Here is a 22,904-nt window from a genome sequence, read left to right on the forward strand (position 1 = left end):
GCGTGTGACGATCGTCCCTCCGCAACCCGGCGAGCCGCGTCGGCCCGAGGGGCCGCGCGATCCCGGTGACGCGTGGGTGGTCGCCCCGACGGGGGAGCGGTACTGGGGGCGCTTCGGCGCCGCCGGCCTTTTGGCCGTTGACCCCGACAAGGGCGTGCTGTTGCAGCACCGGGTGGGGTGGAGCCATCACGGCGGCACATGGGCGCTGCCGGGAGGTGCGCTGCACCAGGACGAGCCGGCCATCGAGGGCGCGCTGCGCGAGGCCGGCGAGGAGGCGGGCGTGCCGCGGGGTGCGGTCCGGCCGCGCTTCACGAGCGTCTTCGAGGTGGGCGTGTGGCGGTACACGACGCTCGTGGCGGATGTCCGTGCGCCCTTCGATCCGGTCATCAGCGATCCCGAGAGCCTGGAGCTGGCGTGGTTCGCGCCGGCCCAGGTCGACTCGCTGCCCCTGCATCCCGGCTTCGCCGCGTCGTGGCCGGGGCTGCGGGCGCTGCTGGCGACGCGCCCGCTGATCCTCGTCGACGCGGCCAACGTGGTCGGATCGGTGCCCGACGGCTGGTGGCGAGACCGCGCCGGCGCCGCGGAGCGGCTGCGCGAGCGCCTCGCGGAGCTCGCGGCCGCGGGCGTCGACGGCGCGGAGCTCGGGGTCGACGGCACGCACTGGTTCCCCGAGGTCGCGATGGTCGTCGAGGGCAGGGCGCGCGAGGTGGCCTCGGCCGACCGGGTGGAGGTGTTCGCGGCGCCGGGTTCCGGCGATGACGAGCTCGTCGCGCGCGCGGAGTCGCTCCTCGCCGACGGGCGTTCCGTGATCGCCGTGACGAGCGACCGCGAACTGCGCGCACGCCTCGAGGCCACGGGCGCGGCGGTGCACGGCGTCACGTGGCTGCGCAGCCTAGTGGGGCGGGCCTAGTCCCCGCACCCGCCGCGCGGCAACGATCCCGCCGCGCGGCAGCGACAAATGCTCGCCGCGCGACGGGAACGTTGCCTCGCGAGGTCAGTCGCGCCCGAGCAGGCGGTCGATCTCGCGGCGTTCCCGCTTGGTGGGGCGGCCGGCGCCGCGGTCGCGCGTGACGATGGGCGCGTAGAACTCCCGCGGCGGCCGGGGAGGGGTGCGGTCCTCGTACGCCTTCGCCGCGATCGGGGCGCCCACCCGCTTCGTCAGCAACTGGACGACGCCGAGGACGCGATCGAACCCGGCGATGCGTACGCGCACCTCGTCGCCCACCTTGACGGCGTACGACGCCTTCACCGGGTCACCGTTGACGCGCACGTGCCCGCCGCGGACGGCCGCTGTCGCGAGCGATCGCGTCTTGTACATGCGCACCGCCCAGAGCCACACGTCCAGTCGCACGGATTCGCTCATCCGGCCATCGTAGGACGGGTGGCGCTCAGCTGGCGTCGCCCGCCGTGACCGCCTGCGCCTCGGCGAGCTCGCCGGGTTCCGGATCGCGATCGATGACCGCGAGCACGCGGCCCGAGAACGCCAGCACGAGCGTGGACACGATCAGCGCCGCCGCGGCGAACAGGTACGGCACCGTCTCGCTGAACGCGCCGCCCAGCCACGCCGCGAGCGGCGGGGCCGCGGCGCCGCCGATGAAACGCACGGCCGAGTAGGCGGACGAGGCGACCTGGCGCGGCAGGTCCGTCGCCTCCATGACCGCCTCCGTCAGCGCCGTGTTGCACACGCCCAGCAGCAGGCCGCCGATGACGATGCAGGCCACGAGACCGGCCGGCTGGTCGACGAGGATCCCGGCGGCGACGAGGTCGACGGCGAGCAGGAGGAACATCGCCATGAGCGTGCGGCGCCGGCCCCAGAGCCGGATCAGGACCGGTGCGACCAGCACGCTCGTGATCGCGAGGGCGAGACCCCAGCCGAAGAACGTCCACCCGATCTGCATCGCGCCGAAGCCGAGGGGGAAGGGTGAGTAGGCCAGCAGGATGAAGAAGGCGATGTTGTAGAACAGCGCCGTGACGGCGAGCAGGCCGAGGGCCGGGCGGCCGAGGGCGCGGAACGGCGCCGACAGGGCGATGGGCGCGGGCCGCTCGTCCTTCGTGCGCAGCAGGGCCGTGATGGCGATGAACGCGATCGCCATGAGCGCGGCGACGCCGAAGAACGGTCCGCGCCAGCTCACCTCGCCCAGCAGCCCACCGACGAGGGGTCCGACCGCGATGCCGAGCCCGAGCGCGGCCTCGTACAGGATGATCGCGGCGCCCGATCCGCCCGAGGCGGCGCCCACGATGGCCGCCAGCGCGGTGGAGGCGAACAGCGCGTTGCCCACGCCCCACCCGGCGCGGAAGCCGATGACGGCGTCGACCGAGCCGCTCACGGCGCACGCGAAGGCGAAGACGACGACGAGCGCCAGGCCCAGCAGCAGCGTGCGCTTGGTGCCGATCCTGCTCGAGACGAAGCTCGTGAAGAGCATCATGATGCCGGTGATGGCGAGGTAGCTGGTGAACAGCAACTCCGTCTCGACGGGGGTGGCCTCGAGCTGCTCGGCGATGGCGGGCAGGATCGGATCGACCAGACCGATGCCCATGAAGGCGATGACGGAGGCGAAGGCGATCGCCCACACCGGCAGCGGTTGCCTCCAGATCGATCCGGTCGAACTCGATGCGTGCGCGCTCACTCCATGCCTTCCTCTCGTTGCGCCGCGTTCGCGGCGATCTTGCCGTTCAACACCCGCGCCGTGCGGCGGATGGCGGCCCAGTCGTCTTCGTCCAGCTCCGCGAACCGCGGCAGCAGGGCGCCGACGAGCTCGCGGCGCCAGGCCGCGTACGCCGCGGCGCCCTTCTCCGTGGCCGCGATGCGCACCGCCCGCGAGTCCTCGGGATCCGGTGTGCGGTCGACGAGGCCCGCCTCCGCCATCACGCCGATGAGCCGGGTCATCCCGGGTTGGGTGACGCGACTGAGCCGTGCCAGCTCGCCGAGGCGCTGCGGTCCGCTCTCGCGCAGGATCGCCAACGTGCGCCACTGGGCGGCGGGGGTGTCGTTGCGGGTGTCCAGCGCGGCGACGCGCGCGAGCCGATGCGCGGCGAGGATGAGGGCCTCGACGTCCTGGGCGCGGGTCATTCCGCAACTATATACCCCAGCTATATAACTGAGGCATCTAATCGAGCGGCTCGACGGTGCGGAGCGGTGCGTCGCGGTCTCAGCGGCGCAGCGCGAGGGAGACGGTCGCGCGCGACGGCGTCGGGTGGCCCCGCATCGTGAAGCCGGCCGAGAGGAAGGTGGAGAGGGCGCCGACGAAGAGCGCGTTGGCCGACGGCTTGGACGCGGTGGTGTCGATCGGGTACGCCTCGACGACCCGGGCGCCGTTCTCGCGGGCGTAGACCACCGCCGCGTCGAGCAGCCGTGCGGTCAGCCCGAGTCGCCGGTACTCCTTGCGCACCGAGAAGCACGTGATCGCCCACACCGTCGGGTCCTCGAGGGGTTCGGGCGAGGCAGCGACGACCTTGCTCCGCGTCATGCGGCGCTGGGCGGGGCGCGGGCCCACGCGCACCCATCCCGCCGGTGATCCGTCGACGTACGCGACGATCCCCGGTGGGGGACCGAGCCTGATCTCGTTTCTCAGCAGGTCGCGACGCTGCGGGATGGTGGACGTGCTCCATTCGGCATTCGGCAGAACCGGCCATGCGCACTGGCAGGATCGGCCGTCGCCGCCCCCGGACAGCGCCGCCTGCACGTCCTCCCACTCCCGCATCGTCGCGGGACGTGTGGTGATCTCGACCATGGTGACACGCTATGGGGCTCCGGCGACATCCGTCACCGTGGTTCGCGGCAGGTCGCTGGACCGGGTAGACTTGTCGAGTTGTCCGCTCGCGGACGATATCGGGATGTGGCGCAGCTTGGTAGCGCACTTGACTGGGGGTCAAGGGGTCGCAGGTTCAAATCCTGTCATCCCGACGGAAAAGCCCTGACGAGAAGTTCTCTCGTCAGGGCTTCGTCATGTCTGACGACGAGTTTTTGTTGGTCCCCCTCTGATCCCCTCGCCGAGGAGCCGGTGCGTCTCCCGGAGCGCCGGACGGCTGAACGAGCGCCCCAACTCCGCTCGCACCATCGCTGCCTGCCGCGACCGCTACGGCGTCGCTGGACTCGCGCCGCTAGGAGCACCCGCCGAGACCGAGGCGCAGAAAATCGACGCCGCCCGTGCCCGTCCCGCGCTCGACCGGGCGCAGAGGCCTCGCCCAGACCGACCGGCCCGACCAGGAACGCCCGCGCCGCATGGGCGCACAGCGAGTCGGACCGTCGTTGTAGTCGGTGCCGTCCGTGACGCGGGGGCGCTGACGCCCATATGGCCCACTCGTTCGCGCGCGAACGACGCCATCTGAAGCGCAACCTCGGTGTACAGGAGATCGGTCCACAGGCTCTCGCCGTCAACGGCTTAGCACACGTCGATGAAGCCAGGTCATCGCCGTGGGACCGGCGATCACACTGTCCCGGATCGAACTGATGTCACTCGGCCCCACGGATTCACGTCATCCCCTCGCTGCTCGCCGCTGAGCCGCGCCGTCAGCGCTCCGGCCTGCCTCGCCCGGCCGCGGCCAGCCGGCGCCGGAGGATGATGAAGGCGCCCGCCGCGATCAGCAGCACGGCGAGCCCGACGAGCAGACTCAGCGCAGCGCCGTCCGTCCCCGTGGCGGGGAGGGGCGAGCCCGGTTGCGCCGGTTCGGCCGCGGGCGGTGGCGGCGGACTCACCGGGGGAGGCGTGGCCGTGTTCGTGAGGCTGACCGTGACGGTTTGCGCCGCGCCGACCACGAACGTCGCGGTGGCGCCCTGCGGTGCGCCGTCGACCGAGATCGCCGGGGTGCCCCACACCGCGCCGTCGACGTCGGGCAGCTCGACCTCCGACACCGTCACGGTCGTGCCCGCGGGGATCTCTGCGGATGCCCAGGTCTCGCCGGCCACGATCGTCGCGGTCCGGGTCGGGCCGTCGTCGAGCGCGTACTGGATCGTGAACTCGGTGCCCGCAGGGACCTCTCCCGCCGCGCTGCCGCTGAGCAGCTTGGTGACGGCGAAGGCGCCCGGGGCCAGCTCGGCCGTGTTCGTCACCGTGAGCGTCACGGTGCCCGCGCCGCCGATCGTGAAGGTCGCGGTGCCGCTGTCGGCGTCGTAGTCGACGCCTTCCCCGCTGATGGTGACCGGGCCCCACTGGACCGGGGGCACGGCGGGGCGCTCGGCCGTCTCGCGCAGCTGCACCACGGTTCCTGCGGGAAGGTCGGACACGGACACCGGCACGCCGTCGGCCCGCACGGCGAGCGGCAGCCACGTGCCGCCGTCGTCCGTCGAGTACTCCAGCGTGAACGTCGCCTCCGCCGGCACCCGCGCGGCGCCGTCTCCCACCACCTGCTTCAGCGCCGCGAATCCACCGAGCGCTTTGGCGGTGTTCGTCACGATCACCGAGACGGCACCGCCTGTGCCGATGGTGAACGACGCGACGCCGGTCGCGGCGTCGTACGTCACGCCCGTACCGCCGATCGTCACGTCGCCCCATTCCACGCCACCGACGACCGGCCGTTCGGCGGTCTCGCGAAGCTGGACGATCGTTCCCACGGGCAGATCGCCCACCGCGACCGGGGTGCCGTCGGCGGTCACTTCGAGAGGAATCCACGTGTCTCCGTCGTCGAGGGAGTACTCCACGGCGAAGGTGGCATCGTCCGGCACCAGCCCGGCGCCCGACCCGGTGAGTGCCTTCGCCGCCTCGAAGCCGCCGGTTTCGGGGTCGGCGATGTTCGTCACGCCGAGCGCGACGGTCTCCTCCGCGCCGATCGTGAAGCTCGCGTACCCGGTGGTGGGATCGGTGGAGACGCCGCTGCCGGTGATGGTCGGTTCGCCGAAGTCGACGCCGGGGATGTCGGGAAGCGCGCCCTCGCGCACGAGCACCTGCGTTCCTGCGGGCAGCTCGCCCGAGGTGACCAGCTCGCCGACCGGCAGCGTGAGGCTCTGCCACGTGTCGCCGCCGTCCACGGAGTACTCGAGCAGGAAGCCGGTGCCGTCGGGCACGTCGCCGGCCGCGTCGCCCTCGACCGTCTTGGTGGCGCTGAACCGGCCGGGCGCCTCGCCTGCGGTGTTGACGATGTCGACCGCGATGCCGGCACCGGCACCGATCTCGAAGCTGACGGGATCGCCGGTCTGCGGGACCCCGTCGAGCGAGATGAGCGGGGCGCCCCACTCGATGCCCTCGATCTCGGGCAGGTCGACCTCGGTGATCGTCGCCTCGGAGCCGGCGGCGAGGTCGGAGACGGTCACGGTCTCGCCGAACGGCACCTCGATCCGCACGGGCGCTCCGCCGTCGACCGTGTACTCGACGGTGAACGTCGTGCCATCCGGCACCTGCTCGGCGGCGTCGCCCTGGAGGACCTTCGTCACGGAGAACCCGCCCGGGGCCGGAGCGGCGGTGTTGAGGAGCGTGAGGGCCGGGGACGGCTCATCCCCGGGGCGGATCGTGAGGGGCGCGGGTGAGGGGACCGGCTCGCCGTCGATGAACAGCTGCGGCTGGCCCCACTCGACGCCGGCGACCGCGGGAAGCGGCTGCGCCTCACGCACCCAGACGACGGTGCCGGGCGGGAACTCCTCCTCGGGGGAGACGACCTGCGTCCACGGGATCTCGAGGGTCGACCAGTCGAGGGCAGCGAAGTCGGGGACGGTGCCGGCGTCGCCGTCGTCGTCGATTGCATACTCCAGCACGAACGTGGGCTGCGCGGCGCCCACGACGCCCGCCGCCGCGCCGAGGACGATCTTGCGCACGGAGAACGTACCGGGGTCGGGCTCGGCGGTGTTCGTGAGGACGATGTCGACCGTGGCGCCCTCGCCGATCGTGAACGTGACCGGCCCGGTCTGCGGCGCGCCCCCGTCGACCACGAACAGCGGGTCGCCCCACACGACGCCCCCGATCGTCGGGAGCGGGTCGGCCTCGCGCAGCAGCACCACAGTGCCCGCCGCCAGGTCGTCGACGCCCACCGGGGTGCCGTCGGCCGTCACCTCGAGCGGCAGCCACGTGGTGCCGCCATCCGTCGAGTACTCGACCGGGAAGACCGTGTCGGGCGGCACGTTCGCCGCGGCGGTTCCGGCGATCTGCTTGAGCACCTCGAACCCGCCCGGCTCCGGCACCGCTGGGTTCGCCGCGTTCGACACGGTGAGCTCGACGATCACGTCCGACGCGATCGTGAAGGTGGCGATGCCCGACTCGGGGTCGTAGTCCACGCCCTCGCCCGCGATGGTGACCGCGCCCCAATCGACGCCATCGACCGCGGGGCGCGTGGCCGTCTCGCGCAGCTGCACGACGGTGCCCAGGCGAAGGTCGCCGACGCCGACGGGCGTGCCGTCGGCCGTGACGAGAAGCGGTGTCCACGTTTCGCCGTCGTCGATCGAGTACTCGAGCGTGAAGGCGGCGTCCTCCGGAACGAGGCCGGCGGCGTCGCCCGTGATGACCTTCACCGCCTCGAAGCCGCCGGGCGGCGCGATGTTCGCGACGTTGGTCACCGTGAGCGCCACGGTGGTGCCGTCACCCGCGACGGTGAACGACGCGATGCCGGTCTCGGCGTCGAAGACGACGCCGGTGCCCGAGATGGTCGGCGAGCCCCACGTCACCCCCTCCGGCGGCGCGGGAAGCGGGGAGGCCTCGCGCACCAGGACCTCCGTGCCTGCGGCGAACTCGGGGGAGGCCCAGGGCGCCGGCGTGCCGTCGCCGTCGGCGTCATAGCCGATGGTGAAGGGGAGCCATGTGGTGCCGCCGTCCACGGAATATTCCATGGGAAAGGCGGTGTCATCGGCGATCTGGTCCGCCGCCTCGCCGGTGACGTTCTTCGCGACGGCGAAGGCACCGGAGGCCATCGTGTTGACGATGCGAATCGTCGCCGCGTTGTCGGGGTCGCCGTCGTCGACCAGCACCGCCCCCTCGGGAATGTACGTCACGCTCTGCACGGCGTCGGTCGGGGCCTCGACGACCTCGACCGCGCTGCCGATCGGCACCCACACCCTGGCGACCGGCACGATGCCGTCGGGGCCGACCTCGACAGTGAGCACCCCGTCGGCGATGCCGTCGGGGTCGGCGGCCGTCACCAGGCCGGCGTTCTGCTCGTAGGCCGCGAGGTCCTCAAAGGTGTAGGCGGCGTCCGGAGAGGGGTCGTCGACGCCGACGGACAAGCCGCGGAAGTCGCTGATCTGCAGATTCAGGTCGAAGGTCGTGCCCGGCGCCGCGGCGACGCCGTCCGGATCGATCTGCTTGATCACGTCGAGCGGAGCCCACGCCAGGAAGCCCGCGTCGATGGAATGCTCGTTCTGCCCGACGCCCCCGAGCGTGAACGGGTACTCGCCCGTGGAGACATCCGGATTCGAGTCGATGCGGTCCGCATCCACGACGGGCGCGGCCGTCTGCTCGATGTCCACGCGCGCTTCGGCCCGAACGCCGACCCCGTCGGCGTTGTCGGTCTCGTCGTGCGGGTTCGCCAAGGCGGCGACGGGTTCGACCTGCTGCTCGGTGAACGGCACCTCCGCCCACGGCACCGTCACCGTCGTGCCCCACAGATTGACCGAGAGCGTGCCGGCATCCGGCGGAACGAACCGGACGGTGTAGTCCTGCCCGTACTCCATCGGCGCGTAGTGGTCGACCGGATCGTCGTCGCGCGTGGAGAAGTAGTAGGTGCCGTCCGCCTGCGTCGTCTGTCGTCCGATCACGTCGCCCTCGGCGTCGACCAGTTCGACGGTGAGGCCCGCGACCCCCGGTTCATCCGCCGACTGGTAACCGTCCTGATCGGCGTCGAACCACACGCGATTGCCGATCTCCACCGGCGCGGGCGGCACGAGCGCGTCCAGGTCACCGAGACCGCCGCCCTTCTGGAACGACGCCCCGGGAGTGGACGACTGCCCGGGGTCGTCGGTCAGCTCGACGGCGCGGTCCGGCGTGCCCTCCTCCTCCGTGAGCCACATCAATCCCTGGACGCGAATGTTGACGAGGGGATCGAAAGCGGTGGTGGCGATCTCGGTGGCGCCGGGCAACTGCAGGACGGAGCCGAGCCCGACCTCCTGGTGGTTGAGCGCTCCCGCACCTCGCGCGGACGCGTCGAGCGCCTGATCGTCGTCGTAGAACTCCCGCCCGCCGGGGCCGCTGGAGTTGTGCTCCTCGGATTCGTCGTACCGCTGCGACAGCGCGCCGTCCTCCGCGAACCTCGACAGGACGATTCCGTTGTCCTCGAGGACATAGCTGTCGTTGTCCTCGTTCCAGCCGGCGATGAGCATGTCGCCCGCCGAGACGGCCTCGTAATAGGGCTGGTCCGCATCGGCGGGGTCGGCGGAGCGCTGGATGTTTCCGGCCTGCAGCGCGGTGCGGTCCAAGAGGCCGAGGCTGAGGTAGCCGTCGTCATCGAAGGACAGGGACGACACGACGGCCTGCGGGTACACCTGCAGATAGTGGCCGCTCGACCAGGCCGAACCGGCCGAGGCATCGATCCCGACCGAGCCGTCGGCCCAGTTCCAGGTGTCGGTCCACGTGTTCCAGTGCCGGGTCTGCGGGTTGAGGTCGGAGTACTGCTCGGCGTCGTCGGGCCGACCGCCCCACCCGTGGATCGGGTCGCCGCGCGGGTAGCCGAGCGAGAAGTCGAACACCGTCTCGGGCGCCGTGGCGTCCTCGACGGAGAGGCGCGCGACGTGGGCGCTCAGCGGCGCGTACTGGTCGCACGGTGGGGGCGGTGTCTCGCCCGGCGGCACCGGGCTCCCTGTTTCCACGGCGCACTGTCCCGCCGCGGTACCGGTGTCGGCCCAGCCGACATACACGTCGTCGTGCCGCACCTCCACCGCCCAGGGCTGCTGCGTCTCCGGCAGGCCTAGCGGGAGCACGGTGACGTCGTCGGGGGTGGGCGCCCAGGAGCCGTCTGTGAGGGACGGCGAGATGTCGATGCGGTACAGGTTGCGATCGTTGAGGTTCATCGCGAACAGGTAGGCCGTCGTGCCGTCGGTCCACGTGTCGATGGCGCCGATACCGATCCGCCCCGCCCGCGCGAACCCGTCCTCGTCGGCCACGACGAGGTTGGCCGCCCCCAGGCCCCGCTCGGCGTTGCTTTGCGCGGTGCCGAGGGGGATGCCGAGGTCGGTGAGCGAGAACCACGGTTGCACCTCGCCGCTCTCGCCGACGTCCGGCGCCACCTTGCCGGTTCCCGGCGCGAGCACCTCGGGGATGCGGTAGATGCCGCCCAGCGCGCGCTGCGCGTCGCCGCCCCACCGGTGCTCCGCGAGCCCGGAGAGTCGCTTGTAGACGGCGGAGAACAGCGCGGTGTTGCTCGCCTGCTCATACGCGACGCCCCACACCGAGCCGACCTCGCTGAACATCGCCAGCGTGCGTGGTGCCTCGGGAGTCGTCTGCTCCGTCGTGGGGAAGGCGGTGTACTGCGTCTCGCCCTCCCAGAACCCGCCGGGCACGAAGATCACCTGCAGCGTCGTGGAGGGGGGATTGGCCCAGCCGCAGTTCGGGTTGACCGTGCCGAAATACGCGACCGTGCGCGGCGTCGCGCCGTCCGGCACCGTCACGGGGTCGACGAGTCGCTGGGTGAAGGTGAGGGGCCCGGTCCAGCACTCGCCGCCGTTCCACCTCACGCGCACGCTGGGAGCGGTCACCGGTGGGGCGTCGACGACGGCGGGGGGAGACGCCGCGTCGGTCAGACCGATCTCGTAGGCCGTCGGGTTGATCCAGGGGCCGCTATCCCACCGGTTGTTGCCGTTCTCGTCGATGTACGGCACGTGCGACAGGGCCTCGCCCTCGTCGTAGCGGCCGTTGCCGTCGGCGTCACCGTAGTACCCGTACTCGCGGCCGGAGTCGTCGACGGGGGCGAACGTGTCCGTGCCCTCCGCATAGGCGCCGTCGCCGTCGACGTCGACGTAGGAGTGGATCGCCTGCGACGTCTCCCAGTCGGTGGACGTGATCGCGGGGGAGTCGATGAAGTTGGGTGTGTCGGGATCTGGATCTCCGGCTGACTGGATGGCGGTGAGGACGTCGAGCGGCTCCACGCGGTGGTCGTCCGGCGGCAGCAGCGCGAAGTCCACCGACGCGTCGCCGGCGGTGACGAACTGCACCGACGTGCCGTTCTGTGCGTTGTCGCCGGCGAACCACGACTCGTACCCGTCGGGCGCGTCCGAGAACGTCACGCGCAGCTGCGCGGCGCTCTGACCGGCCTTGACGAACGGGACCTCGCCGTCGTTCTGCGCGGCGAACTCACCCTCGGTCATCGACCAGTCGCCGTCGGAGGTCCACACCCATCCCTCGTCGAGCACGAACTCCTGGTCGCGGTTGGTGTAGGTGGTCGCCGAGCGCCCCAGCGCGTCCGTCACCGTCACGAGCACGCCGCGGATGCCGTGCTCCCGATAGCCGTCCGAGGCATCGTCGTCGAAGACCCCGTCGCCGTCGTAGTCGGTGAAGACGCGGCCGGCGGCGATGACATCGTCCGGGGCCGCGCTCGCCGGCGATGCGCCCACACCCGCGACGGGAAGGAGGAGCCCTGCGGCGAGGGCCAGCGCCGTGAGGCCCGCCGGTGCTCGCCGCACCCCGGATCCGCGCGCCGCCGCGACCCGCCTGGTGTGTCTACGCATATACGTCCCGTCGCCGGTCACCGACATCCATAGGGGTCGATGAGTATTCGTAGTTGGCCCCATGGTTGCGCAACCCGCGAGCGAATTCCAGATTGACCCGGAGATCGTCTCGTTTCCCGTCGGGGCCGACGGTCGCGGCCGCGAACAGCGGAGACGAAGAACGCGCGGCCCGGGCCGCTATCGTGAGGGGGGTGGGATCCGCGTCGACTCACCTCGGAAAACCCCGCATCGGTGCGCTCATCGCGCTGGTGGCGCTGACCTCTGCGGTCTGCGCGTGTGCCGCCGCCGGGCCGGACGGCGCGAGCCCAGGCGGCGCCGCGGTGATCGAGGTTCCGGCGGAGCACACGACGATACAGGCGGCGGTGGACGCCGCCTCCCCGGGCGACCTCGTGCTCGTCTCCGCCGGCACGTACGACGAGCAGGTCGAGATCACCACGCCGGACCTGACCATCCGCGGCGTCGACCGGAACGACGTGGTCATCGACGGCGAGGGGCTGCGCCCCTACGGGATCGTCTCGACGGCCGACGGCACCCGGGTCGAGAACCTCACGGTGCAGCGCGCCACCTTCTACGGGGTGCTCGTGACGGGCCTCCGCGGCGAGGACGGCGAGCCCACCGCCCATGACCTCGACGGATACTCCACCCTCGATCCCGACGAGCACCCGCCGGTGCAGCGGTTCGGAATCAGTCACGTCACGGCCGCCAACAACGGTCTCTACGGTCTCTACGCCTTCGACGCGCAGCACGGCTACATCCGCGACTCGTACGCTTCGGGCTCCGCCGACTCCGGCATCTACGTCGGCCAGTGCCGCGAGTGCGACGTCCTCGTCACCGGCAACGTCGCGGAACGCAACGCCGTGGGGTTCGAAAACGCCAACGCATCCGACTCGGTGGTCGTCGTCGGCAACCGATTCTCGGGCAACCGCATCGGCATGACGCTGCTGTCGAACTATCAGGAGGCGTTCGCGCCGCAGCGGGCCAACACCGTGGCCGGCAACGCCGTCCTCGACAACGACACCGCCGAGTCGCCCGCCCACGCCGAGGGCGGCTTCGGCATCGGAATCGGGATCAGCGGTGGCCAGCACAACACCTTCCGCGGCAACCTCGTGGCGGGCAACCCGGTCGCCGGCATCCTGCTGTCGAACACCGAGGACCTCCCCGCGACCGGCAACTCCTTCGAGCGGACGGCCTTCGTCACCGACGGACACGAGCCCAACGGCGTCGACATCGCCAACACGAGCGCCGCGCGGGCGGCGGCGTCGGGAAACTGCGTCACCGAGCCGACGCCCGCCGCGCCCACCGCCCTGCCGTCGAGCCTGCTCGCCGCGTGCGGCGACGGGGGCCCTCAGCCCGCCGCGACCGTGGGCGAGCTGCCGCACCCCGAGGTGCCCGCGGGGCAGAGCTTCCTGGAGGTGCCCGCCCCTCCCCGGCAGCCGACCATGTCGGAGGACGAGGTCGCCGCGGTGCCCGCGGCGTTGCCGCCGGTCGTCGACATGCCCGATCTGGGCGGGATCGCGACCGCGACCCCCGACCTGCTCGCAGAGTCCGCGGCGACGTCATGACCGCGAACCGTCGGCGCCTGCAACGCCTCGGGGTCGCCACCGCGGCCGCGGCGCTGCTGCTCACCGGCTGCGTGCCCGACCAGCCAGAGCCCTCCGCCTCCGCCGCGCCGCGCGCCGTCACCGAGGACGAGGCGCAGGTGCTTGCCGTCGTGCGTTTCCGCAACTACGACGCGGGCACGCGCGCCGTCGAGGCCGCCTACCGCGACTCGGGACACGAGGTCCGGCTCAACGGCTACGTGGACTACGCCACGCACACCGGCTACGCCACCGTCTCCATCGACGGGAGCGCACGCGACCTCATCGTCTGGGACGGGGCCGCGGTCGCGATCTCTCCCGACCCGCCCGCATCGGCGGAGCCGGGGCCGCCGCCGGCGTCGGCGAAGGGGTGGACGATCGGCGCGCTCGAGTCGGGCCGTTCGGCCCTCGAGACCGTCCTCGCGGTGCTCGCCGCGCTGGGAGCCGACCGCCCCGAGAACCCCCTGTTGATCGAGCAGTCAGACGCGCTGTGGCTGCGCGAGGACACCATCGGCGGACAGGCGGTGACGGTCTTCGCCGGTCCCTCGGAGAACCCCCAGGCCACCTCGGGCACGGCCGACCCGGACGGCTCCGGCATCCGATACTGGGTCGACGAGACCGGTCTCGCGCTGCGCGTCGAGGTGCGCCTCGGTGACGAGTGGGCCACGATCGACCTCGGCGACGCCGAGGACATCACGGTGCCCAGACTGCCCGCCGCGGCGGATGACGACGGGGGTGACGGGTGAGCGACGAGCGCGGCGCGGATGCGCCCGTCCGCGATCGGGCCGCGTCCGAGGGGGAGCGCGGGGGACTGACACGGCGCTCGGTGCTCCTCGGCACGGGCGGTGTCGTGGCGGCCGGTGCCGGGGCGGGCCTGCTCGGGGCGCTGCGCGGAGGGGGCCATCGCGACGCGAGCTCCGGGTCGGGATCGGTCGGGGCGCGCGTATCCGTGCCGGCGGCGGGGCCACACCAGGCCGGCGTTGCCCGACCTGCCACGCCGCAACCCCACGCTCTCCTGACCGTCGCAGACCTCGGTGCGCCGGACGCGCCCGTCCGACTCGACGCCGTCTCGGCGGCTCTGGGCGCGATCGGCGCCCGCATCCTCGAGCTGACCGACGCCAGCCGGTACGACGACGTGGTGACCCCCGATGGGCCGGGGGACCTCGTCGTCACCGTGGGGCTGGGACCGCGCATCCTTTCCGCGATCGATCCCACCCTGCCCGCCGCCGTGCCGTTGCCAGGCTTCCGCGGCGACGACGGCATGGACGACCTGCACCGCGGAGGCGATCTGCTCCTCGCCGCCTACGCCACCGACCCGACGCCGCTCCCCGCCGTGACCGCGGCCCTCGTGTCGGCGGTGCACGACGTCGCGCCGGGCCTGCTGCGTCGGCGCTGGGCGGAGCACGGGTTCCGGGCGCCCGGCGAGGATGGGATCGCGCGCAGCCCGCTCGGTTATCACGACGGGATCCGCATCCCGCGCACCGAGGGTGAGCTCGCGGAGCACGTGTGGATCGGCCAGAGCGACCACCCCGCCGCCACGGGCGGAACGGTGATGGTGCTGCGTCGGCTCGTGCTCGATGTCGACCGCTTCCTCGCGCAGAGCGAGCAGCGACGCGATGAGATCGTCGGACGCCGCCGTCTCTCCGGCGCGCCGCTGTCCGGGGGTGAGCGCCTCGACGATGTGGACCTCAACGCGAAGACGCCCGAGGGCGCCTACCTGACGCCGGCACGATCTCACGCCCGAGCGGCCCACCCCTCGTTCACGGGCTCCCACCTCATGCTGCGCCGGTCGTACGCGTTCAGCGTGCCCGGCACCGGCGAGACGGCGGGAGAGGTCGGGCTCCTGTTCGCCTGCTACCAGCGCGACCTCGACACCTTCATCCGCACGCAGCTGCGCCTCGACGAGACCGACGACCTCATGGCCTTCGCCGCCCCCACGGCCAGCGCGTCGTTCCTGATCCTGCCGGGCTACACCCGCGACCGCCCGCTCGGCAGCACCCTGCGGTGATCGCGCTGACGACCACGTGGCCGGTGGGCCGCCCTTCGTTCGCGGTCCGGAGCCGACCCTCAGCGCAGGGCGTCGCGCAGCGCGGATTCCAGGTCGGGGAAGCGGAAGGCGAACCCCGCCTCGCTCAGCACCTCGGGCAGCACCCACCGGCTCTTGAGGATGAGCTCGGTCTCGGTGCGCATCGCCCACGCGCCGAGCTCCAGCGCCCACCGCGGCAGCGGGGGACCGAACGGCATGCCGACGATGCGGCGGATCGCGCGCATGAGCCGCGCGTTGTCCTCCGGCTGAGGGGCGGCCGCATTGACGGCGCCGGAGATGGTCGGGTGGTCCTCGAGGAAATCGATGGCGCGCGCGGCGTCCTCGATGTGAATCCAGCTGAACTTCTGGGCGCCACGACGCGACCCCGGCACGTGCGCGGTGCCCGCGGCGCGCCGTGCGGGCGTGACGGGCCACCACCCGTCGTGCTGGGCGCCGCCGAGCCCCACGCGCGCGAGCGCGCGCAGCGGCCCGAGCACGCCTCCCGGGCCCAGCACGATGGCGGTGCGCAGTGCCACCCGGCGAGTGTGCGGCAGGTCGCGCTCGAAGAGCGCCCGCTCCCACGCCTTCGCGACCTCGACGGAAAAGCCCGTGCCCAGATCCCCGTCGGCCTCGGTCATCGGGCGGTCCATGGCGTGCCGGTAGATCGTCGCCGTCGAGGCATTGATCCACACCGGGGGAGGGGATGCGGCTGCGGCGATCGCGTCCGCCAGGGTCGTGGTCGTCTCGAGCCGAGAGCGGAAGATCTCGGCTCGGTTGTCGGGCGTGTACCGGCAGTTGACGCTCTTGCCGGCAAGCCCGACGACCACGGCCGCGCCGTCCACCGCGCGCGCGATCGCCTCTTGATCCGCCCACGACAGATCGGCCTCCGCGCCGCTGCGGCGGGAGATGGTGACGACCTCCCGGCCGGCGGCGCGATACCGGCGCTGCAGGTGACGGCCCATGAAGCCGGTGGAACCGCCGATCACGACGCGCCCGCGCGATGCCTCAGCCACGGTCCTCCTCGATGCGGTAGTCGAAGCCGCCCTCGTACTCGTAGACGCATCCCACCAGGGGCAGGCAGATGCGCAGGCGCACGCGCTGTCGCCTCGACTCCTCGTCGAACCGCTCCGTGAGCGTGACGCGCGGGCCGAGGAAGCGGGGGAGCCCCAGTCGCAGGCCGATCCAGCGGATGCCCGTCCTCCGGCTCGTGAGCCGCAGCGCCCCCTCCGCGACTGAGACATCGAAGCTGGCCGCAACGCTCATCGGTCGGCCGATTCGGTCGACGACGCGGCCGGGGCCGAGGAAGGAGACGGCGTCGACCATCGTCCACCGACGGTCGCCGAGCAGCAGCGTGCGCTCCGCGCGGGCCTGCCCGTTCCGCATCGTGTTGCGCACGACGAACGGCACGTCGGTGGCCGCGTCGGCGAGGAGCACGTGGCGGCGCTGCAGCGGAAGGAGGAGGGGCCGCATCCAGCGGTGGCGGACGCCGACGCGCTCGAACACGCCCTCGCCGATGCCGACGTGACCCTCCGGCACCCCCTCGAAGTAGCGGCGCAGCGCGGGATGCAACTGCCCGATGTGCTCGCCCAGCGCCCGCGCGTAGGGGGATCGCGCGTGCGGGCTCATGCTGTGAGCGTAGCGCCGGGGCCGCGTCGACGAGACGCGGCCCCGGTCGCCGGCCTCAGGCGGGGATGTAGTCGAACGTGTCCGGGTCGGGTCCCGTGCGGTGGTCGCGGTTCAGCGCCGCGATCGCTCGCACGTCCTCGTCGGTCAGCTCGAAGTCGAAAAGCTGGAAGTTCTCCTCGACGCGCGAGCGGGTGACGGACTTGGGGAACACGATGTCGCCGCGCTGGACGTGCCAGCGCAGCGTGACCTGCGCGGTCGTCCTGCCGAGGCGCTCGGCGATCGCCGCGATCGTCGGGTCGCCGAGGACGGCGCCCTGCGCGATGGGCGACCACGCCTCGGTCGCGATGCCGTGCTCCGCGTCGTACGCGCGCACGGCCTCGTTCGTGAGGTAGGGGTGCACCTCGATCTGGTTCACGGCGGGGGTCACGCCCGTCTCGGCGATGATCCGCTCGAGGTGCGGGATCTGGAAGTTCGAGACGCCGATGGCGCGGGTCAGACCGGCGTCGCGGATCTCGATCATCGCCTGCCACGTCTCGAGGTAGTCGACGTCGATCGTGGGCAGCGGCCAGTGGATGAGGAACAGGTCCATCGGCCCGCCCAGGCGCTCGACGCTCTGCTCGGCCGCGCGCAGCGCGGCGTCGCGGCGGTGGAAGCCGTTGTTCAGCTTGCTCGTGACGAAGACCTCGTCGCGGTTCAGCCCCGAGGCCTTCAGAGCATCGCCGACGCCCTGCTCGTTGCCGTACATCTGCGCGGTGTCGATGTGGCGGTACCCCACCTCGAGCGCCGTCGTCACGGCCTCCTCGGTCGCCTCCGGCGGAACCTGGTACACGCCGAAGCCCAGCTGCGGAATGCGGACACCGTCGGCGATCTGGATCTCAGGGACGGACGTCATGGAGGTTCTCCTTCATCTCGTGTCGGCCACGGGGCTCCGCGGCCAGGAACGACAACCCCCTCGGCGGGCGGCGTATTTCGCCTCGTCGAACGGATCAGATGGCGCGGCGCTGCGCGAGCAGCGGGCAGTCGAAGGGATCGCGATCGCCGAGGCCCACCCGGTTGATGTGCCGCACGACGATCGCGTAGGAGCTCAGCAGCCCGGCGACCGCGTACGGCACGCCGTGCTCCCGGCAGTAGGCCGAGATGATCCGCGACGCCTTGCGCAGGTGCGGCCGTGGCATCGAGGGGAAGAGGTGGTGTTCGATCTGGTAGTTCAGGCCGCCCATGGCGATGTCGATCAGGACCGAGCCCCGGATGTTGCGGCTCATCGCCGCCTGACGCGTCAGGAAGTCGAGCTTGACGTCCTTCGGCACGATCGGCATCCCCTTGTGGTTCGGAGCGAAGGAGGCGCCCATCCAGAACCCGAAGACGCCGAGCTCGACCGCGAGGAAAGCCACGGCGAGCCCCGGTGACAGCACGGCGAACACGAGCACGACGAATCCGACGAGTCGGATCGTGAGGAGGACGATCTCCACCCAGCGGCGCTCGACGGGCTCCCGCGCGAGCACGCGTCGCACGCTCGATGCGTGCAGCGAGAGGCCCTCGAGGAGCAGCAGCGGGAAGAAGAAGGCGCCCTGGTGCGACATCACCCAGCGGGCCAGGCGGCCGCGGGTGCGGCTCGCGCGTTCGGGCGTCACGGCGACGACGGGCAGTTCGATGTCGGGGTCGGCGCCCTCCTTGTTCGGGTTCGCGTGGTGCCGCGAGTGCTTATGACGCCACCAGCCGTAGCTCATGCCGATGAACAGGTCGCCGATGATGAGGCTCGCCCAGTCGTTCGCGCGGCCGGACACGAAGATCTGCCGATGGGCGGCGTCGTGTCCGAGGAACGCGACCTGCGCGAACAGCACGCCCAGCACCGCGGCGGTGACGAGTTGCCACCACGTCTCGCCGATCCAGACGAAGGCGACGAGAACGGCGATGACGAGCAGGGGCATCCCGATGAGTTTCGCCCAGTAGTAGCCGTATCGCCGCCTCAGCAGGCCCGCGTCGCGCACGCGCTCGGCGAGTTCGGTGTACGCGCTCGCAGGGCGGCGGCCCATGGTCGCCTCGGATGGGGTGTGCACCGTGGTCATGGTCGGCTCTTCTCTCGCTCTGCCTGCCGCGTGTGGTCAGTTCAGACCGGCAGAGCGAGCACAAAAAGGGGATTGCGTCTTCGCGTCACTTCTGCATCGGCGCGGATGCGGCCCACGGGACATGACCGATGCGGTGCTGACCGGCGTCGAACACGTGACCCATGCGCTTGGCGTAGTGCAGGAGGATGCCGCGGTCGGTGACGTGCACCTCCTGGCCGCGCACGATCTGGGCCTCCACCTCGGGCGCCTCCGAAAGGGAGCGAAGCCACACCACGGCGTAGAGGTTCGCGGCGCCGCCCGCAAGCGCGGCGCACACGCGCGACAGCGGCAACTGGCTGATCCGCAGCGCCGTCTCGTGAAGGCGGGCGGCGGGCACCACCATCCACAGCACCAGGGAGTGGGGCCAGTTCGGCTGATCCAGCCGCACATCGACCCGCTGCACGATCTGCCCCTCACGAATCGCGCGCTGCACGGTGCGGCGGGCATGCGGCTCGCTCGTGCCGAGGGCGTCGGCGAGCGCCGCGCTCGATGCTCTGCCGTCCCGTTCGAGCACGGCCACGGCGGCGCCGAGGGCCGCTCGGGCGAGCGGTCCGTCGGTCCGGCCGCCGCGGCCCTGCGGGCGGGTGCCGCCCGGCGAGCCCGCGCGCCAGTGCGAGCCGTCTCGGAACACCCGCGTCATCAGCATGGTGCGCACGCGCTCGACGCCGTCGTAGGCGGCCAGCCCCGTCTGGGCGAGGCGCCGCAGGGCGAGCATGTCATCGGCGAAGACGGTGAACAGCAGGTCGTGGTCGCCCGTGATCGCCGCGACCGTCATGATCTCCGGGTGCCGTGCCGCCGCCGCCGCGATGTCGTCCGCCGTGCCGGGACGGCACTGCACGGCGATCAGGGCGTTCACCACTCCCGACGCCCACCCCGCGTGTGTCGTGATCCACGCCGCGTCGGCCTCCACGAGGCGCTCCCACCGCCGCCGCGCCGTCGGCGCGCTCACGGCCAGCGTCTGGCCGATCCGCGCCCACGGCGCGCGGGGATCGTCCTGCATCGCATCGATCAACGCCAGGTCCGATTCGGACAGGCGGGAGGGAGATTCGGAGGCCGAGGGATCCATATCGATCATCTTTGCCGCAATCAGAGGCTGTTTCGATCCCCGTAACAGAACGGAAGCGCCGGTTCCGCACACTGGGGGACACGACAGAACCGGAAGGCGGAGCGATCATGCCTCGACTCGACACCACAGACCTCACCCTCGCGGACGCCCGCGGCGTGAGCGGCCGCATCCTGCAGGGCATCGAGCGGGTCGGCAATCGCCTGCCGCACCCGTTCTACCTGTTCCTCATCCTGGCGGGCATCGTCGCGCTGGCGTCGGCGGTTGCCGCCGGCCTCGGTGCGACGACCCTGGATCCGGCGTCGGGGGAGACGGTGCCGGTGCGCAGCATCCTCTCCCCGGAGGGCCTCGTCTACGCGGCGCAGTCCGCGATCGAGAACTTCGTCTCGTTCCCGCCGTTCGGCCTCATCATCACGGTGATGCTGGGAATCGGGGTCGCGGAGCGGGTCGGGCTGCTCGGGGCGTTCATGCGCGGCGCGGTGCTGTCGGCGCCCCGGTGGTCGGTGACGTTCGTCGTGGTCTTCGTGAGCCTGATGGGCAATCTCGCCTCCGACTCCGCCATGGTGATCCTGCCCCCGCTCGCCGCCGCCGCCTTCCTGGCGGCCGGCAGGCACCCGCTCGCCGGCTTCATCGCCTCGTACGCAGCGGTGGTCGCCGGCTTCAGCGCCAACGTCGTGCCGGCGGGCACCGACGTGCTCATGTCGGGGATCACGACGAGCGCGGCGCAGATCGTCGACCCGGAGGCCGAGGTGTCCGTGCTGGCGAACTACTTCTTCTTCGCCACCTCGACGCTGATCCTCGCCGTCGTCATCACGGTCGTCTGCCAGCGCTTCCTCGAGCCGCGGCTCGGCCCCTACACCGGCGAGCGCGACGAGGCCGCGGCGCAGCGGATCGACGCGGCGCAGCGTCGGGGACTGATCGTCGCGGCCATCGCGCTCGCCGTCTACATCGCGCTCGTCGCGACCGCCGCGCTGTGGCCGGGATCGGCCCTCCAGGGCGAGGGCGGTCAGCTCCTGCGCTCGCCGTTCATGTCGAGCATCCCCGTGTTCATCCTGCTGTTCTTCCTCGTGGGCGGGATCTCCTACGGGATCGCGGCCGGGACGCTGACGCGGTGGCCGCAGGTGCCCGAGATGATGACGGAGACCCTCAAGGAGCTCGTGCCGTTCATCGTGGTCATCTTCACCGCCGCCCAGGCCATCGCGTGGTTCAGCTGGTCGCAGCTCGGTCTGCTGCTCGCGACGAGCGGCGCGGACGTCATGGAGCAGACCGGTCTGGGCGGCGTGTGGGGCCTGCTGCTGTTCAGCCTGTTCGTCTTCGTGCCCGCCCTGCTGCTCGCGAGCGGCTCGGCGCTGTGGACACTGCTTGCACCCATCTTCGTGCCCATGTTCATGCTCAACGGCGTCGATCCGGCCTACGTCCAGGCGGCCTTCCGCATCACCGATTCGGCGTCCAACCCGCTGGTGCCCATGAATCCCATGCTCCCCGTCATCCTGGGCCTGATGCAGAAGTGGGCCCCCCGCGGCGGCCTCGGCACGCTGTTCAGCCTCGTCATGCCCTTCACGCTCGTGATCTGGGTGGTCTGGCTGCTGCAGCTTCTCGTCTGGGCGCTGCTGGGGCTGCCGGTGGGACCCGGCCACGAGCTGATGATCCAGAGCTGACGACGGACCGCAACGAGAAGGAACGCACATGCACACCACCCACTCCACGCCCGCAGGCCCCGACGCCGTTCCGGCGCTCGTCGACGAGCTCACCGCGCTGCTCCGGCCGCAGCTGCCCGTGCTCGTGGATGTCGCGGCCGATCTGCACGCGCATCCCGAGATCCGCTTCACCGAGGTGCACGCCGCCGCGCGCCTCACGGCGGAGCTCACGGCGGCCGGCTTCGCCGTCGACCACGGTTTCGGCGGACTGGAGACCGCGTTCGTGGGCCGCTGGTCGACCCCCGATGCAGACGAGGCCACCCCGACCATCGCGATCTTCTGCGAGTACGACGCCCTCGAGGGCATCGGCCACGCGTGCGGCCACAACATCATCGCGGCGGCCGGACTGGGCGCGGGCCTGCTGCTGAAGAGCGCGCTCGAGACCGCACCGGGCACCCCCGCGCACGTCGTCGTGATCGGCAGCCCGGGCGAGGAGGGCGCCGCGGGCAAGGTGCCGATGATCGAGGCCGGGGTGCTCGACGGCGTCGACCTGGCGATCATGGTGCACCCGTCCGCGCACAACTCCGTCGACGGCACGACCCTGTCGCGCGTGGCGCTCGACGTGGAGTTCCGCGGGCGCGCCAGCCACGCGGCCGCGAGCCCCGAGCTGGGCGTGAACGCCCTCGACGCGGCGACCCTCTCGCTCACGGCGATCGGCCTGCTCCGGCAGCAGCTCACCGACGACGTGCGGGTCCACGCCATCGTGACCGACGGTGGTCAGGCGCCCAACATCATTCCGGAGCACGCGGCCCTGCGCGTGTTCGTGCGGGCGGGGGAGCGCGACCACCTGCTCGAGAACGTCGTGCCGCGCGTCCGCGCCTGCTTTGAGGGGGCGGCTCTCGCCACCGGCTGCGAGGTGCTGATTGAGGAGCGCACGCCGCCGTACTTCTCGCTGGTGTCCAACCCCGTGCTTGCCGGCCTCGCCCGCGCCGCGTACGAGCGGCTCGGCCGCGAGGTCGAGAGCGCCCCGATCACCGGATCGACCGACATGGGCAACGTGAGCCACATCGTCCCCGCGATCCATCCGATGATCCGGCTGATCCCCGACGGCGTGCCCCACACCCGCGAGTTCGCCGCCGCGGCGGGCGGGCCGCAGGCCGAACCGGCGATCGCCGACGGTGCCGTGATGCTGGCAGCGACGGCCCTGGCGGTGTTCCGCGAGCCGGCGCTCGCCGAGGCGGCGCAGCGGGCGTTCGACGAGCGGTGAGAACCGGGCCGTCCGCGGCGACCGCGCG

16 protein-coding genes and 1 tRNA gene are annotated in these 22,904 nt (G+C 71.9%); 7 read left to right on the top strand and 10 right to left on the bottom strand.

Annotated elements, in window-relative coordinates; all coding sequences use genetic code 11:
• Positions 1–4: 4 nt before the first annotated feature.
• Complete coding sequence (locus tag N8N77_RS08560) at positions 5–910, top strand: NUDIX hydrolase (protein WP_261166230.1); 906 nt, start codon at positions 5–7, stop codon at positions 908–910.
• Positions 911–994: 84 nt separating this feature from the next.
• On the opposite strand, the gene N8N77_RS08565 is transcribed toward N8N77_RS08560, so the two are convergent.
• The 4 genes from N8N77_RS08565 to N8N77_RS08580 form a co-directional block, all read right to left on the bottom strand.
• Positions 995–1,363 (bottom strand): RNA-binding S4 domain-containing protein, encoded by a 369-nt coding sequence (locus tag N8N77_RS08565; RefSeq protein ID WP_261166231.1) that lies wholly within the window; start codon positions 1,361–1,363, stop codon positions 995–997.
• Positions 1,364–1,388: 25 nt separating this feature from the next.
• Positions 1,389–2,627 (bottom strand): MFS transporter, encoded by a 1,239-nt coding sequence (locus N8N77_RS08570; protein WP_261166233.1) that lies wholly within the window; start codon positions 2,625–2,627, stop codon positions 1,389–1,391.
• Positions 2,624–3,070, bottom strand: coding sequence for a MarR family winged helix-turn-helix transcriptional regulator (locus N8N77_RS08575; RefSeq protein ID WP_261166234.1), 447 nt, complete (start codon positions 3,068–3,070; stop codon positions 2,624–2,626). Before N8N77_RS08575 ends, N8N77_RS08570 begins: the two co-directional genes overlap by 4 nt.
• 79 nt (positions 3,071–3,149) lie before the next feature.
• Positions 3,150–3,731 carry a GNAT family N-acetyltransferase gene (locus N8N77_RS08580; RefSeq protein WP_261166236.1) on the bottom strand — a complete coding sequence of 194 codons (582 nt, stop codon included), beginning with the start codon at positions 3,729–3,731 and terminating at the stop codon, positions 3,150–3,152.
• Positions 3,732–3,830: 99 nt separating this feature from the next.
• Between N8N77_RS08580 and N8N77_RS08585 the strand changes: the two genes are divergently transcribed.
• A tRNA-Pro gene (locus N8N77_RS08585) sits at positions 3,831–3,904 on the top strand.
• A gap of 606 nt (positions 3,905–4,510) precedes the next feature.
• On the opposite strand, the gene N8N77_RS08590 is transcribed toward N8N77_RS08585, so the two are convergent.
• Positions 4,511–11,530, bottom strand: a complete 7,020-nt coding sequence (locus N8N77_RS08590) for a DUF5979 domain-containing protein (RefSeq protein ID WP_261166238.1) — start codon at positions 11,528–11,530, stop codon at positions 4,511–4,513.
• A 236-nt stretch (positions 11,531–11,766) separates the two neighbouring features.
• On the opposite strand from N8N77_RS08590, the gene N8N77_RS08595 reads away from it, so the two are divergent.
• From N8N77_RS08595 to N8N77_RS08605, 3 genes are read left to right on the top strand one after another with little or no spacing between them, the layout of a single operon-like run.
• Positions 11,767–13,137: a nitrous oxide reductase family maturation protein NosD gene (locus tag N8N77_RS08595; protein WP_261166239.1), complete on the top strand. Its 1,371-nt coding sequence runs from the start codon at positions 11,767–11,769 to the stop codon at positions 13,135–13,137.
• The gene (locus tag N8N77_RS08600; protein ID WP_261166241.1) at positions 13,134–13,898 is read left to right on the top strand and encodes a hypothetical protein; all 765 of its coding nucleotides are present in this window, start codon (positions 13,134–13,136) and stop codon (positions 13,896–13,898) included. The genes N8N77_RS08595 and N8N77_RS08600 overlap by 4 nt, the downstream gene beginning before the upstream one ends.
• Positions 13,895–15,160, top strand: coding sequence for a Dyp-type peroxidase (locus N8N77_RS08605; protein ID WP_261166243.1), 1,266 nt, complete (start codon positions 13,895–13,897; stop codon positions 15,158–15,160). Before N8N77_RS08600 ends, N8N77_RS08605 begins: the two co-directional genes overlap by 4 nt.
• Positions 15,161–15,219: 59 nt before the next feature.
• Here N8N77_RS08605 and N8N77_RS08610 read toward each other — a convergent pair whose 3' ends face one another.
• From N8N77_RS08610 to N8N77_RS08630, 5 genes are all read right to left on the bottom strand, one after another.
• Positions 15,220–16,191 carry an epimerase gene (locus N8N77_RS08610; RefSeq protein ID WP_261166245.1) on the bottom strand — a complete coding sequence of 324 codons (972 nt, stop codon included), beginning with the start codon at positions 16,189–16,191 and terminating at the stop codon, positions 15,220–15,222.
• Positions 16,184–16,804 carry a DUF4166 domain-containing protein gene (locus N8N77_RS08615; RefSeq protein WP_261166246.1) on the bottom strand — a complete coding sequence of 207 codons (621 nt, stop codon included), beginning with the start codon at positions 16,802–16,804 and terminating at the stop codon, positions 16,184–16,186. The genes N8N77_RS08610 and N8N77_RS08615 overlap by 8 nt, the downstream gene beginning before the upstream one ends.
• Positions 16,805–16,859: 55 nt before the next feature.
• Complete coding sequence (locus N8N77_RS08620; protein ID WP_261166247.1) at positions 16,860–17,696, bottom strand: aldo/keto reductase; 837 nt, start codon at positions 17,694–17,696, stop codon at positions 16,860–16,862.
• A 94-nt stretch (positions 17,697–17,790) separates the two neighbouring features.
• The gene (locus N8N77_RS08625) at positions 17,791–18,870 is read right to left on the bottom strand and encodes an acyl-CoA desaturase (protein ID WP_261166249.1); all 1,080 of its coding nucleotides are present in this window, start codon (positions 18,868–18,870) and stop codon (positions 17,791–17,793) included.
• An 85-nt stretch (positions 18,871–18,955) separates the two neighbouring features.
• Positions 18,956–19,984, bottom strand: coding sequence for an Lrp/AsnC family transcriptional regulator (locus N8N77_RS08630; RefSeq protein ID WP_314732520.1), 1,029 nt, complete (start codon positions 19,982–19,984; stop codon positions 18,956–18,958).
• Positions 19,985–20,082: 98 nt separating this feature from the next.
• On the opposite strand from N8N77_RS08630, the gene N8N77_RS08635 reads away from it, so the two are divergent.
• On the top strand, positions 20,083–21,630 hold the full coding sequence (locus tag N8N77_RS08635) for an AbgT family transporter (protein WP_261166253.1): 1,548 nt from the start codon (positions 20,083–20,085) through the stop codon (positions 21,628–21,630).
• A gap of 28 nt (positions 21,631–21,658) precedes the next feature.
• Positions 21,659–22,876, top strand: coding sequence for a M20 family metallopeptidase (locus tag N8N77_RS08640; RefSeq protein ID WP_261166254.1), 1,218 nt, complete (start codon positions 21,659–21,661; stop codon positions 22,874–22,876).
• Positions 22,877–22,904 lie beyond the last annotated feature (28 nt).

The organism is Microbacterium sp. Marseille-Q6965 (assembly GCF_946151065.1).
Taxonomy (GTDB): domain Bacteria; phylum Actinomycetota; class Actinomycetes; order Actinomycetales; family Microbacteriaceae; genus Microbacterium.